Consider the following 14,067-nt stretch of genomic DNA (forward strand, 5'->3'; position numbering starts at 1 on the left):
GTTCTCCCTCACGATCAGGACATTCCACCCATCGGATGTGGATGACAGGATGTCCCATCCCTCGGGGGACGACCCGCAGGGGGGTTTGCCTGGCGGGCCGGCTCATCTCGTGATGGCGCCCCCGCGTGACCGGTAGAGGATGTACGGCCTGGCCAGGTAGGCGAGCGGCGCCGCGAAGGCGTGGATGAGGCGGCTGAAGGGCCACAGGGCGAACAGGGCCATGCCGAGCAGGGTGTGCAGCTGGAAGACGAGCGGCGCGTGCGCCATGGCCGGCACGTCGGGGGACAGCTCGAACAGGCTGCGGAACCACACCGACACGCCGAGCCGGTAGTCGTAGTGGGCGGTCGTCGGGCCCACCAGGGTGGCGCACAGCCCGGCGAGCAGCACGGCGGCCAGCACGGGGTAGAGGACGTGGTCGGTACGTTGGGTGGCACGCCGCACGGCCCGCACCCGTAACCGCCGCCACAGCAGCACGCCCAGGCCCAGCACGCTGGCCAGCCCGGCCAGGCCGCCGACGACGAGGGCGTTGAGCTGGTAGAGGCGTTCGGGCACGTGCATCGCCTCGGTGACCTCCTCGGGAACGAGGAGGCCGACGACGTGGCCGGCGATGACGAACAGCAGCCCGAAGTGGAACATCGGGCCGCCCACGCGCAGCAGGCGGCTTTCGTGGAGCTGGCTGGAGCGGGTGGTCAGCCCGAACCGGTCGTAGCGGTAGCGCCAGATCACACCGGCCACGAACAGCACCATCACGACGTAGGGCAGCACGCCCCACAGCGCGGTGTTCAGGTGTGACATCAGCGGGTTCCTTTCGGGACGGCGGAGGCGGGCAGGCGGCCGACGCTTTCCCGGGGCGGGCCCAGGGCCGCCAGCTCGCCGGCGGCGCGGCGGTCGGCCGGCGTGGGCCGCGGCAGGGTCAGCACCACCGCTTCCACGACTGCGGCGTAGCGGCTGCGGTGCGACGCCAGCCCTGCGAGCAGCAGGTCGAGGCCGGGCCGGTGGTCACGCAGCAGGCGGGAGCCGGCGCCCGGCACGCGGGCGGCGAACTCCAGCATCACCGGCAGGTAGTCGGGCAGTTCGCGCAGGTCGGGTTGCCAGCCGTGGGCGCGGTAGAGGGCCTTGATGTCCACGAGAGACTGTCCGCGCCTGCGGGTGTCGCCGTCGGCGTAGTAGGTCATGTGGAGCGTGCGGCGCCTGCTGCGGTCGAAGGTGGACACGTATTCCGCGCCCGCCGCGATGGGGGTGAGGACGGCCGCGTCGGCGCAGAAGGTGCGAAGCCGCCCTGCCGGACCGCCGTGCACCGGCTCGAGTGCGGCGCGGACCAGATCCAGACGCTGACGCCAGTCCTCGCCCGGATAGCACAGCAAAAGGGACGCGGCCTGATGGATCAGGCGTGACTCCGCCCGGTTCACCGGCCCTCCTCCGGGCGCGGCGGGAACAGCCCGTCGGGCAGGCCCTTGCCGTCCCAGTTCAGCAGGTTGACCCGGCCGCTCAGGCGCTCGTCGCGGGTCACCGGAGGGCTGTGGAAGCCCTCGGCGGCGGCCGGCATGCCGGGCCCGCCGGGGCCGTCCAGGCTGCATCCCTGGCCCGCGCCGTGGTCTGACACGTGGTCGGCCGTGACGTAGGCGGTGGGGATGACGTAGCGCTCGTCGTACTTGGCCAGCGAGAGCAGCCGGTACATCCGCTCCAGGGCGGCGGCGTCCAGACCGGCCTCGGCGGCGGCCGCGGGGTCGGGCTCCTCGCCGAGGTTGATCGCGCGCATGTGGGTGCGCATGGCGGCCAGGCGGCGCAGCGCGGCCTCCACCGGTGCGGGGTCGCCGGCGGTGAACAGCTCGGCCAGGTACGTCACCGGGATCCGCAAGGTGTCGATGGCGCCGAACAGGTTGCCGGCATCCTCGCCGTCGTGCCCGGTATGGGCGAGCGCGTCAACGATGGGGGAAAGCGGGGGGACGTACCAGACCATCGGCATCGTCCGGTATTCGGGATGCAGCGGCAGCGCGATCCGGTAGCGGGCGATGAGCTGGTAGACGGGTGAGCGGCGGGCGGACTCCAGCCAGTCGTGCGGGATGCCCGCCGCCTCCGCCGCCGCGATCACCTCGGGGTCCTCGGGATCGAGGAAGCAGCCGAGCTGCGCCGGGTACAGATCGTGCTCGTCGGCGACGGCGGCGGCCTCGCCGACCCGGTCGGCGTCGTACAGCATGACTCCGAGGTAGCGCAGGCGGCCGACGCAGGTCTCGGAGCAGACGGTGGGCTCCCCCGCCTCGATGCGCGGGTAGCAGAAGGTGCACTTCTCCGCCTTGCCGGTCTGATGGTTGAAGTACACCTTCTTGTACGGGCAGCCGGACACGCACATGCGCCAGCCACGGCAACGGTCCTGGTCGACGAGGACGATGCCGTCCTCCATGCGCTTGTACATGGCGCCGGACGGGCAGGCGGCCACGCAGGAGGGGTTGAGGCAGTGCTCGCAGATGCGCGGCAGGTGGAACATGAACGCCCGCTCATAGTCCAGGCGGACGGTGTCGCTCACCTTGCGCAGCACGACGTCGGCGGCGAGCTGCTCGGGGCCGCCGCCCAGGTCGTCGTCCCAGTTCGGCCCCCAGGTGACGGCCGTGGGCTCGCCGTCGATCAGCGAGCGGGGCGGCGCGGTCGGCACGTCGTCGCCGAGCGGCGCGCTGATGAGATTGTCGTAGTCGTAGGTCCACGGCTCGTAGTAGTCGTCCAGCCGGGGGAACTCCGGGTTGGCGAACAGCGTGGCGAGGCGGCGGATCCGGCCTCCGGCGCGGGGGACGAGCCGGCCGTTGCGCAGCCGCCAGCCGCCTTTCCACCGGTCCTGGTCCTGCCATCCACGGGGATAGCCCTGGCCGGGGCGGGTCTCGACATTGTTGAACCACACGTACTCGGTGCCCGCCCGGTTGGTCCAGGTCTGCTTGCAGGTGACCGAGCAGGTGTGGCAGCCGATGCATTTGTCGAGGTTCATCACCATGGCGATCTGGGCCATCGGTCGCATCAGTAGGACACCTCCTGAGACCTGCGGCGGATGGTGGTCACCGCGTCGCGCTGGTTGCCGGTCGGGCCGTAGTAGTTGGGCGCGAAGGAGAGCTGGCCGTACCCGCCGATGAGGTGGGTGGGCTTGATGAGCAGTTTCGTGAGCGCGTTGTGCACGCCGCCGCGCCGGCCCGCGGCCTGCGACTTGGGCACGTTCACCAGGCGTTCCTGGACGTGGTACATGAACACGGTGCCGGGCGGCATGCGGTGGGAGACCACGGCGCGCGCGACCACGACGCCGTTGGCGTTGACGGCCTCGATCCAGTCGTTGTCGGCCACGCCGATGGCGGCGGCGTCGTCGACGCTGATCCAGATGACCGGGCCGCCTCTGGCCAGGGTCTGCATGAGCAGGTTCTCCTGGTACTCGGAGTGGATGGACCACTTGGAGTGCGGCGTGAGGTAGCGGACGGTCACCGCCTTGCCCTCCCCCGGAGCGCCGGGCAGGCACTCCCCGAGCGCCCCCAGATCCAGCGGGGGCCGGTAGACGGGCAGTTGCTCGCCCAGCTCGGCGATCCAGTCGTGGTCGAGGTAGAAGTGCTGGCGGCCGGTCAGGGTGTGCCAGGGTTTGCCGTGCTCGGTGTTGATGGTGAAGGGCGCGTAGCGGCGGTCGTGGCCTTCGGCGCCCGACCATTCGAAGCTGGCCCCGGCGGGGACGGGCCGGTCCTGGGTGTCGGAGAAGACCGCTCTGTGCCCGGCCAGCGAGGCGCCCAGGTCGGACAGGCGTGAGGCGGGTCCGCAGCGCTCGGCGAGCCGGTCGAACCCTTCCGCGGCGATCCTGCCGTTCGTCGTGCCCGACAGGGCGAGGATCGCCTCGCACAGCTTGACGTCGGTGTCCAGGAGGGGGCGGCCCTTGGCGGGGCCGTCACCGGCCGTGCCGCACCGGGCGGCGAGCCAGGCCGCCTCGGGCCCGGGCCGCACGGTGACCCCCTTGACGGTCATGCCCTGCTGCTCGGCCAGCGGGCCGAACGCGGCCAGCTTGTCGGCGACCGCCGTGTAGTCGCGCTCCACCAGCGCGACGGCGGGCATGGTGCGGCCGGGCTCGGGCGGGATGTCCGTATCCCGCCAGTCGGGGACGGCACCGCCCGGCTGGGCGATCTCACCGGGGCCGTCGTGCTGCAGTGCCGTGGCCACCAGGTCGTAGGCGACGTCGAGACGTCCGGCGGCCAGCTCGCTCAGCTTGCGCGCCAGCGCGTGGAAGATCTCGAAGTCGGTGCGCGCGTGCCAGGGCGGGTTGATCGCGGGGGTGAAGGCATGGACGAAGGGGTGCAGGTCGGTGCTGGACAGGTCGTGCTTCTCGTACCAGGTGGCGGCCGGCAGCACCAGGTCGGAGAACAGCGTCGTGGACGTCATGCGGAAGTCCAGTGACAGCAGCAGGTCGAGCTTGCCGCGCGGCGCCTCCCGCCAGGCGACCTCGCGCGGCCGGTCCTGCGGCGGCGCCTCCTCGGCGGTGGCGTTGTCCGGCGCGCCCAGCAGATGACGCAGGAAGTATTCGTTGCCCTTGGCCGACGAGCCGATCAGGTTGGCCCGCCAGACGGTGAGCACCCTCGGCCAGTTCTCCGGGGCGTCCGGGTCCTCGCAGGCGAAGCGCAGCCGCCCGGCCGCCGTCTCGTCCGCGACCCAGCCCGACGGATCCCGGCCGCTCTCGCGCAGCCGGCGGCCCAGCTCCAGCGAATTGGCCGAGAAGGTGGGATAGCTCGGCATCCAGCCCAGGCGCGCCGACTGCGCCACGAGGTCCACGGTGTGCCGCCCGGCGAACCGGCCGGGCCCCGTGGGGCTGGACAGCGCCCCGGCGGAGAAGCGTTCGTAGCGCCACTGGTCGGTGTGGAGGTACCAGTACGGCGTGCCCGCCATCTGGCGTGACGGGCGCACCCAGTCGGCGGCGGTGGACAGCTGCTGCCACCCCGCCAGCGGGCGGACCTTCTCCTGCCCCACGTAGTGGGCCCAGCCACCGCCGTTGACGCCCTGGCAGCCGGTGAGCAGCAGCAACGCCAGGAAGGAGCGGTAAATGGTGTCGGAGTGGAACCAGTGATTGGTGCCCGCGCCCATCACGATCATGGCCCGGCCGTTGGTCTTCTCCGCGGTGGCGGCGAACTCCCTGGCGATCCTCGTCACCTGCGCGGCCGGGGTGGAGGTGATCCGTTCCTGCCAGGCGGGAGTTCCGGGGGCGTCGGCGTCGTCGTAGCCGGCGGGCCACTGCCCGGGCAGGCCCGGGCGGGCCACGCCGTACTGGGCCAGCAGCAGGTCGAAAACCGTGGTGACCAGCCGGTCGCCGACGCGCCTGACCGGCACGCCTCTGCGCAGCACGCCGTCAGGTTCGTCGAAGCGCGGCAGCAGCACCTCGACGCTCGCGGCGCCCGGGGCGAGGAGGGTGAGCTCGGGGTCGAGCGTGCCGAGGTCGAGGTTCCACCGGCCGGTCCTGGCGCTCCAGCGGTCGCCCAGCGTGCCGTTGGGCGCCACGGCCCGGCCGGTCGCGGCGTGGAGCAGCACCGGCCGCCAGCGGGCCAGCTCCTCCTGGTCGCCCAGGTCGGCCGAGGTCAGGAACCTGCCGGGAAGGTAACCGCCGCCGCCCTGCTCCTCCAGGCTCACCAGGAAGGGCAGGTCGGTGAAGCGCTTGACGTAGTCGGTGAAGTACGGCACCTGCCGCTGGACGAAACACTCGCGCAGGATCACGTGTCCCATGGCGACCGCGACCGCGCCGTCAGTGCCGGGATGCGGGTGCAGCCACTCGTCGGCGAACTTGGTCGCGTCGGAGTAGTCGGGGGAGACCACGATCACCTTCTGGCCCCGGTAGCGCGCCTCGGTGACCCAGTGGGCATCGGGCGTGCGGGTGACCGGCACGTTGGATCCCCAGAGCATCAGGTAGGCCGCGTCCCACCAGTCGCCCGACTCCGGGACGTCGGTCTGGTCGCCGAACACCTGCGGCGACGCGATGGGAAGGTCGGCGTACCAGTCGTAGAACGACAGCATGGGCGCGCCGATCAGCGACATGAACCGGGCGCCCACCGCGTGCGAGGCCATCGACATGGCGGGGATCGGCGAGAAGCCGGCGATCCGGTCGGGCCCGTAGGTCATGAGGGTGTGCACGTGGGCCGCCGCGGCGATCTCCAGCGCCTCGTCCCACTCGACCCTGACCAGGCCGCCCTGGCCGCGGGCCGACTGGTAGCGGCGCCGCTTGTCCGGGTCCGTGGTGATCTCCGCCCACGCCGCGACCGGGTCGCCCAGGCGGGCCTTGGCGTCCCGGTACATCTCCACCAGGACGCCGCGGGCGTGGGGGTAACGCACCCGGGTCGGCGAGTAGGTGTACCAGGAGAACGCCGCGCCGCGCGGGCAGCCGCGGGGCTCGTATTCCGGCCGGTCGGGGCCGACGCTCGGATAGTCGGTCTGCTGGGTCTCCCAGGTGATGAGGCCGTCTTTGACGTACACCTTCCACGAGCACGAGCCGGTGCAGTTGACGCCGTGCGTGGAGCGCACCACTTTGTCGTGCGCCCACCGCTGCCGGTACGGGCTGTCGTTGACCTTCTCCTCGTCGCGGTACACGGCCCGCAGGTCGGGCGTGGTGTCGGCACGGCGCAGCAACGTTCCCGCAGCGAGCAGCCGGGCGGCCGCGGTGTCCGCGGCGCGTTCGGCTTTCGTGAGATATGTACGGATTCCGCCAGGCACGAGACATGACCCCCTTTTCTTGACGCTTGGCATTTGCGCACGCCATCCGCGTGACGCCCCCGCCGTGGACACAGGGATGTCGACTGGCTCTGACATCTTCGGTCAGTCGATTGTTTCTAGCATGCGACAGTGTCCATATGGAATCTGTTAGGTTAACGAATTATTTGTTTATGCCCGAAAATGCCAATTAACGCGCTTCGCGGGTTATTGGTCGGCCGCATCCGTCAACTGGAGAAGCAGGCGGAAAAGGGTCGCGCGGTCAGCGAGCTCCAGCCTGTCCAGCGCCTGACCGATCCGGCGCCTGCGTACAGCGCGCAGCCGCTCCAGCACCTCGCGGCCCTCCGGCGTCACCTGGATGCGGATCTCGCGCCTGCTGTGGGGCGCCGGCTCCCTGCTCAGCAGCCCTGCCTCGGCCAGTCGGTCGACGACCCGCCCGGCCGCCGAGAGCGACATGCCCAGTCGCTCGGCGAGCGAGCTGAGATTCATGGGACCGTGGCGATCGACCGCCAGCAGCACGCGCAACCGCGTCACCGACAGCGAGCCCAGCGCTGCCATCGCGTCCAGCGTCGCTTCCACCAGCACCAGCGAGGCCTCTTCGATCTGCCACGCCGAGTCGTTCGTGTCCGCGTGCTCGGTGGGTGCCGTGAGGGGGCCCGGGTCGTCGGAGGGGAACACGTCGGGCACGGCGCCACCCTATGGCCATGCCCGCGCACCGTGCCGCCAAAGTCCTCAATCGCAACGAACTCTTGGCCGCCGCGAGCCGGGCGGGGCGGGGGCTTCTCCGGCAGGCCGCCCGGCTGATCCGGCGGGGCGGGCCGGGAGGCGCGCCCCGCCGGGGAACGGGTTAGTCCACCTCCACGACGGCCTGGGCGAACTGGGCCGAGTACAGGCGGGCGTAGGCCCCGCCCTCGGCCAGCAGCGACTCGTGCGTGCCCTGCTCCACGATCCGGCCCTCCTCCATGACGAGGATCAGGCTGGCGTCGCGGATCGTGGACAGCCGGTGGGCGATCACGAAGCTGGTGCGCCCCTCGCGCAGCGAGCTCATCGCCCGCTGGATGAGCACCTCGGTGCGGGTGTCGACCGAGCTGGTGGCCTCGTCCAGGATCAGGATCGCCGGCTCGGACAGGAACGCCCGGGCGATCGTGATCAGCTGCTTCTCGCCCGCGCTGACCGTCCCGCCCTCCTCGTCGATCACCGTGTCGTAGCCGTCGGGCAGCGTGTGCGCGATGCGGTCCACGTGGGCGGCCTCCGCGGCGGCCTCGATCCGCTCGCGGGTGGCGCCCTCCGCCCCGTAGCCGATGTTCTCCGCGATCGTGCCGCCGAACAGCCAGGTGTCCTGCAGCACCATGCCGATGTTGGCGCGCAGCTCCTCCCTGGACATGTCGGCGATGTCGACGCCGTCGAGCGTGATGCGGCCGCCGGTCACCTCGTAGAAGCGCATGATGAGGTTGACCAGCGTCGTCTTGCCCGCTCCCGTGGGGCCGACGATGGCCACGGTCTGGCCGGGCTCCACGGTCAGCGACAGGTTCTCGATCAGCGGCCGGTCCGGCGCGTACCGGAAGGACACGTTCTCGAACGCCACCCGGCCCCTGACCTGCGCCGGCCGCTCCGGCTTGGCCGGCTCCGGCGACTGCTCGGGAGCCTCCAGCAGCTCGAAGACCCGCTCGGCCGAGGCGACGCCCGACTGCACCAGGTTCGCCATGCCGGCCACCTGGGTGAGCGGCTGGCTGAACTGCCGCGAGTACTGGATGAAGGCCTGCACGTCGCCCAGCGAGATCGAGCCCGAGGCCACCTTGAACCCGCCCACCACCGCGACCAGCACGTAGTTGAGGTTGCCGATGAACATCATCGCCGGCTGGATGATCCCGGAGATGAACTGGGCGCGGAAGCTGGAGGTGTACAGGGCGTCGTTGTGCTGCTCGAAGATCTCGGCGGCCTCCTTCTGCCTGCCGAACACCTTGACCAGCGTGTGCCCGCCGTACATCTCCTCGATGTGGCCGTTGAGCTTGCCCGTCGAGGACCACTGCTTGATGAACTGCGGCTGCGAGCGCTTGCCGATGACGGTGGTGACGTAGACCGACAGCGGCACGCTGACCAGCGCGATGAGGGCGAGCACGGGCGAGATCCAGAACATCACCACGAGCACCGCCACGACCGTCAGCACCGAGGAGATGAGCTGGCTCATCGTCTGCTGCAGCGTCTGGGCGATGTTGTCGGTGTCGTTGGTGGCGCGGCTGAGGATCTCGCCGCGCGGCTGGCCGTCGAAGTAGCTCAGCGGCAGCCGCGCCAGCTTGGCCTCGATCCGCTCGCGCAGCCGGTACGCCGCCCGCTGCACGACGGTCGTCGTCAGCCGGAACTGCACGATGCCGAGCAGCGCCGCCAGCACGTAGATCGCCAGCACCCAGGCCAGCACCTGGGCCAGCGCGGTGAAGTCGATGCCCTGGCCGGGCACCACGTTCATCGACGACACCAGGTCGGCGAACGTGCCCTGGCCCCTGGCGCGCAGGCCCGCCACGGCCTGTTCCTTGGTGACCCCGGCGGGCAGCTGGGCCCCGATGATGCCGGCGAAGATCAGGTCCGTGGCGTGGCCGAGGATCTTGGGGCCCGTCACGGTCAGCGCGACGCTGGCCGTGCCGAGGGCCAGGATGACCGTCAGCAGCGTGCGCTCGGGGCGCAGCAGCCGCAGCAGGCTGCGGAGCGTGCCGCGGAAGTCGAGGGCCTTCTCGGCGGGCCCGGACATCATCCTGCCCGGCCCGAAACCGGGCTGGGGCCGGCGCGCGGGCGCTTGAGTCGTCATGCCGCGGCCTCCTGTTCGGTGAGCTGGGACAGCACGATCTCCCGGTAGGTCGGGCAGGTCGTCATGAGTTCGGCGTGGGTGCCGCTGCCGACCACGCGGCCCTCGTCGAGGACGAGGATGCGGTCGGCGTCGCGGATGGTGTTGACCCGCTGGGCCACGATGACGATCGTGGCGTCGGCGATCTCCTCGGCCAGCGCCGCCCGCAGCCGGGCGTCGGTGGCGTAGTCGAGGGCGGAGAAGGAGTCGTCGAACAGGAAGATCTCGGGCCGGTGCACCAGGGTCCTGGCGATGGCCAGGCGCTGGCGCTGGCCGCCGGAGACGTTCGTGCCGCCCTGGGAGATCGGCTCGTCGAGGCCGCCGGGCATCGCCTCGACGAACTCGCGGGCCTGGGCCACCTCCAGGGCCCTCCACAGCTCCTCGTCGGTCGCGTCCGGCCTGCCGTACCTCAGGTTGGAGGCGACGGTGCCGGAGAAGAGGTAGGGCGACTGCGGCACCAGGCCGACCGCCCGGGAGAGCGCGGCCATGTCGAGGTCGCGCACGTCGACGCCGTCGACCAGCACCTCGCCGGCGGTCGCGTCGAACAGGCGCGGGATGAGGTTGAGCAGCGTCGTCTTGCCGCTGCCCGTGCTGCCGATGATCGCGGTCGTCCGGCCGGGCCGCGCCGTGAAGCTCACGTCGCACAGCACCGGCTCCTCGGCGCCCGGGTAGCGGAAGTCCACCGACCGCAGCTCCAGCTCGCCGATATGCCTGTCGGGGGTGACGGGGGCCTTCGGCGGGTGCACGGTCGGCTCGGTGTCGAGCACCTCCTCGATGCGCTCGGCGCAGACCTCGGCGCGCGGGATCATCATGAACATGAACATCGCCATCATCACCGACATGAGGATCTGCATGAGGTAGGAGATGACCGCGGTCAGCGCGCCCACCTGCATGCTCCCGTCGGCGATGCGGTGTCCGCCGAACCACACCACGGCGACGCTGGAGACGTTCACCACCAGCATCACCGAGGGGAACATCAGCGCCATCAGCCGCCCGACCCGCAGCGACACGTCGGTCAGCTGGTCGTTGGCCACGCCGAAGCGCTCGCGCTCGTGCCTGTCGCGGACGAAGGCCCTGATGACCCGGATGCCGGTGATCTGCTCGCGCAGCACCTGGTTGATCCGGTCGATGCGCTCCTGCATCGTGCGGAAGAGCGGGCGCATCAGCACCACGATCACGCCCACGATGACGATCATCACGGGCAGCACGACGAGCAGCAGCGACGACAGCGCCGCGTCCTGGCGCAGCGCCAGCACGATGCCGCCGACGCACATGATCGGCGCCGCCACCATCATGGTGAACGTCATCAGCACGAGCAGCTGGATCTGCTGCACGTCGTTGGTGGTCCGGGTGATCAGGGACGGGGCGCCGAACCTGTTGACCTCCTGGGCGGAGAAGTCCTGCACCCGGTGGAAGATCGCGGCCCGCAGGTCCCGGCCCAGGGCCATCGAGGTCCGGGCGCCGTAGTAGACGGCCACGATCGAGCAGACGATCTGGATGAGGGTCACACCGAGCATCACCAGCCCGATGCGCATGATGTAGCCGGTGTCGCCCTTGACGACGCCGTCGTCGATGATGTCGGCGTTGAGGGTGGGGAGATAGAGCGTGGCCAGGGTCTGCACGAACTGGAAGAGGACCACGAGTGTGATCTCTTTCCCGTACGGCCTGAGCTGGACCCGCAGGAGACGGAGCAGCATCAAGAGGAGCTTTCTGTCGATGGGGTGGTAGCGGGCCGCACGAGCAGCCCGTCGAGCAGAACGGAGACGATCTCCTCGTCGTCCAGGTCGCCGAACTCGCCGATCCGGCCGAAGCCGCGGTGCTCGCTCGACGCGATCAGCACGAGCAGCAGCTGCGCCGTGGCCTGGGGCGAGCGGCGCAGCCGGTCGCGGTCGGGCTCGATCAGGGCGGCCAGCCCGTCCACGATCAGGCGCCGGCCCTCCATGATCTGCTCGAAGAACTCGGCGTCGTCGGCCATCAGCTGCTTGGGCACGGCCATGAGGTTGGCGTTGGCCCTCATCCCCTTCCGCAGCATCGCGACCGCCTCGCTCAGCCGCGCGCGCAGCTCGGCCCGCGTGCCGATGCCCGCCAGCGCCTCCGCCGCCGGCCGCGAGTCGAACGCGACCATGAGCGTCGCCCGCAGCAGCGAGGCCTTGTCGGGGAAGACGCCGAAGATCGTGCCCTCGGCCACGCCCGCGGCCTCGGCGATCTGACGGGTGCTCACCGCGGCGCCGTACTCCCGCAGCAGCGGGAGCGTGGCGGCGATCAGCGCGGCACGGCGGTCTTCCGGCGCCATGGCCGGCACCCTTCGTCTCCTCCTGTTCATAGCGGGCAATCCTAATGAGCGAGTACTCACTCGTTCAAATGGTTATGTGTCAGGACCAACCGCTACGCTCCATCCGTGCTCAAACCTTGGTTGCCCGGTTTCCTGCTGCTCGCCGCCATCTGGGGCAACAGCTTCTTCTTCATCAAGGTCGCCGTGGAGGCCCTGCATCCGCTCCAGGTCTCCTTCGGCCGGATGGTCATCGGGGCGCTGGTGCTCCTGCTGGCCGTGCTGCTCGGCGGCAAGCGGCTGCCGCGCGACCCGCGCCTGTGGGGTCACTTCCAGGTCGCCTCGATCGTGCTGACCACGCTGCCGTTCACCCTCTTCGCGTACGGCGAGCAGTACGTCTCCTCCGTGGTCGCCGCCATCTGGAACGCCACCACCCCGCTCTGCACGCTCGCCTTCACCCTGCTGCTGCGCACCGAGAAGGCGACCACCGGCCGGGTGGCGGGCCTGGGCCTCGGCTTCGCGGGCGTCATGGTCGTGCTCGGGATCTGGCAGCCGATGGGCGGCGGGCAGCTCGGCGGCAGCCTGGCCTGCTTCGCCGCCGCGGCCTGCTACGGGATCGGCGGCGCCTACATGGGCCGCTTCATCACCGGCCGGCGCCCCGAGCCGCCGGTCGTGCTGGCCGCCGGGCAGCTGCTCAGCGGCGCGGTGCAGCTGGCCGTGATCACGCTGCTGGCAGGGGTGCCGCTGGTGGACCCGCACGCGCCCGCCGCGGTCTGGTGGAGCCTGGCCGGGCTCGGCGGGCTGGGCACCGGGCTGGCGTACCTGCTGCTCTACTGGGTGCAGGTCCGCGCGGGGGTCACCACGACCTCCACGGTCACCTACCTGCTGCCGGTCTTCGCCGCGGTCTCCGGGGTGGCCATCCTGGGCGAGGGCCTCAGCTGGAACCAGCCGGTCGGCGCCGTCGTCATCCTCGCCGCCATCGCGCTCACCCAGCGCGCCGCGCCCCGCCCCGTCCCCGCTCAGCCCGAGCAGGCCCCCGGCGCCATGGATCACCCGGCGCCTCAACCATGAACGGGGAATGAATTCTGCCGTAAGGTCGCCTTTCCGACCGCGCGGACCCGGCAATCGCCATCCCATAATTCCAGCCATGGGGGTTATTTCAAGAAACAGAATGCGATGAAGCGCTGGATCGGTGTCATTCTGGCGGCGGTTCTGGCCGGGGTGGCGGTCGTGGCGATCCTCTTGGGGAACCGGGCGGACGAGGCCCCGGAGGCGCTGGTGGTGCGGGGGGTCATCGGGTCGGAGAAGAAGCCGTTCTTCGACGACCCCCGGGTCAAGGCGGCCTTCGCCAGGCACGGGCTGCGGGTGGAGGTGGACACCGCGGGGTCGCGGCAGATCGTCACCGACGTGGACCTGAGCCGCTACGGCTTCGCCTTCCCCTCCAGCGTTCCGGCCGCCGAGCGGATCAAGCGCGACCGCAAGGCGGTCACCACATATTCGCCGTTCTACTCGCCGATGGCGGTGGCCACGTTCGAGCCGATCGCGAAGCTGCTGGCGGGGGCGGGCGTGGTCCGCGATTCCGACAAAGGTTACCAAATCCTTGATATTAGGAAATATCTCGATTTAATAGACAAAGGCACGCGCTGGGATCAGCTTCCCGGCAATTCTGCTTACCGGGCTCGTAAGCGGATCCTCCTCACCACCACCGACATCCGTACCTCCAACTCCGCCGCCATGTACCTGGCGGCCATCGGCTACGTCGCCAACGGCGAGGACGTCCCCACCTCCGACGCGCAGATCGCCAAGATCGCCCCGGTGATCGCCCCCGCCGTACTCGACCAGGGCTTCTCCGAGTCCACCAGCGAGGCGTCGTTCGACGACTACCTGGCGCTGGGCGCGGGCAAGACGCCGCTGCTGGTCGTCTACGAGGCGCAGTACCTGGCGCACGTCTTCGCCGGCGACGGCGCGATCAAGCCCGAGATGCGGCTGATCTATCCCTCGCCGACCGTGCTCAGCAAGCACACGCTGGTCCCGCTGACCCAGCCGGGCGACCGCGTGGGGCAGTTGCTCACGAAGGACGCCGAGCTGCAGGCCCTGGCGGCCGCGTACGGCTTCCGCACCACCGACCCTCAGGCGTTCGCCGGCCTGGTCGCCAAGACCGGGGCGCCGGCGGCGGCCGAGCTGGTGGACGTCGTCGAGCCGCCCACGTACGAGCGGCTGGACCAGCTCATCACCACCATCGACTCAGCCCGGCCCTAGCAAG

Annotated in this window: 10 protein-coding genes; 2 read left to right on the top strand and 8 right to left on the bottom strand. The window is 70.6% G+C overall.

What is annotated here, in order from left to right; genetic code table 11:
* Positions 1–102 precede the first annotated feature (102 nt).
* The 8 genes from narI to HD596_RS47770 form a co-directional block, all read right to left on the bottom strand.
* The gene (narI, locus tag HD596_RS47735; RefSeq protein WP_185075946.1) at positions 103–795 is read right to left on the bottom strand and encodes a respiratory nitrate reductase subunit gamma; all 693 of its coding nucleotides are present in this window, start codon (positions 793–795) and stop codon (positions 103–105) included.
* A complete protein-coding gene (gene narJ, locus HD596_RS47740) occupies positions 795–1,409 on the bottom strand; it encodes a nitrate reductase molybdenum cofactor assembly chaperone (RefSeq protein ID WP_185075948.1) in 615 nt (204 codons plus the stop codon). The genes narI and narJ overlap by 1 nt, the downstream gene beginning before the upstream one ends.
* Positions 1,406–3,004 carry a nitrate reductase subunit beta gene (gene narH / locus HD596_RS47745; protein ID WP_185075949.1) on the bottom strand — a complete coding sequence of 533 codons (1,599 nt, stop codon included), beginning with the start codon at positions 3,002–3,004 and terminating at the stop codon, positions 1,406–1,408. The genes narJ and narH overlap by 4 nt, the downstream gene beginning before the upstream one ends.
* On the bottom strand, positions 3,004–6,702 hold the full coding sequence (locus tag HD596_RS47750) for a nitrate reductase subunit alpha (RefSeq protein WP_313046379.1): 3,699 nt from the start codon (positions 6,700–6,702) through the stop codon (positions 3,004–3,006). The genes narH and HD596_RS47750 overlap by 1 nt, the downstream gene beginning before the upstream one ends.
* Positions 6,703–6,906: 204 nt before the next feature.
* Positions 6,907–7,386, bottom strand: coding sequence for a MarR family winged helix-turn-helix transcriptional regulator (locus HD596_RS62960; RefSeq protein WP_185075953.1), 480 nt, complete (start codon positions 7,384–7,386; stop codon positions 6,907–6,909).
* A gap of 160 nt (positions 7,387–7,546) precedes the next feature.
* Positions 7,547–9,499, bottom strand: a complete 1,953-nt coding sequence (locus HD596_RS47760; RefSeq protein WP_185075955.1) for an ABC transporter ATP-binding protein — start codon at positions 9,497–9,499, stop codon at positions 7,547–7,549.
* Positions 9,496–11,232, bottom strand: a complete 1,737-nt coding sequence (locus tag HD596_RS47765) for an ABC transporter ATP-binding protein (RefSeq protein WP_185075957.1) — start codon at positions 11,230–11,232, stop codon at positions 9,496–9,498. Before HD596_RS47765 ends, HD596_RS47760 begins: the two co-directional genes overlap by 4 nt.
* The gene (locus HD596_RS47770; protein ID WP_221519925.1) at positions 11,232–11,828 is read right to left on the bottom strand and encodes a TetR/AcrR family transcriptional regulator; all 597 of its coding nucleotides are present in this window, start codon (positions 11,826–11,828) and stop codon (positions 11,232–11,234) included. The genes HD596_RS47765 and HD596_RS47770 overlap by 1 nt, the downstream gene beginning before the upstream one ends.
* Positions 11,829–11,933: 105 nt before the next feature.
* Here HD596_RS47770 and HD596_RS47775 point away from each other — a divergent pair, with 105 nt between their 5' ends.
* Complete coding sequence (locus HD596_RS47775) at positions 11,934–12,875, top strand: DMT family transporter (RefSeq protein WP_185075960.1); 942 nt, start codon at positions 11,934–11,936, stop codon at positions 12,873–12,875.
* A 105-nt stretch (positions 12,876–12,980) separates the two neighbouring features.
* Positions 12,981–14,063 (top strand): hypothetical protein, encoded by a 1,083-nt coding sequence (locus HD596_RS47780; RefSeq protein ID WP_185075961.1) that lies wholly within the window; start codon positions 12,981–12,983, stop codon positions 14,061–14,063.
* Positions 14,064–14,067: the final 4 nt, after the last annotated feature.

It is taken from the genome of Nonomuraea jabiensis (assembly GCF_014204795.1).
Taxonomy (GTDB): Bacteria; Actinomycetota; Actinomycetes; order Streptosporangiales; family Streptosporangiaceae; genus Nonomuraea; species Nonomuraea jabiensis.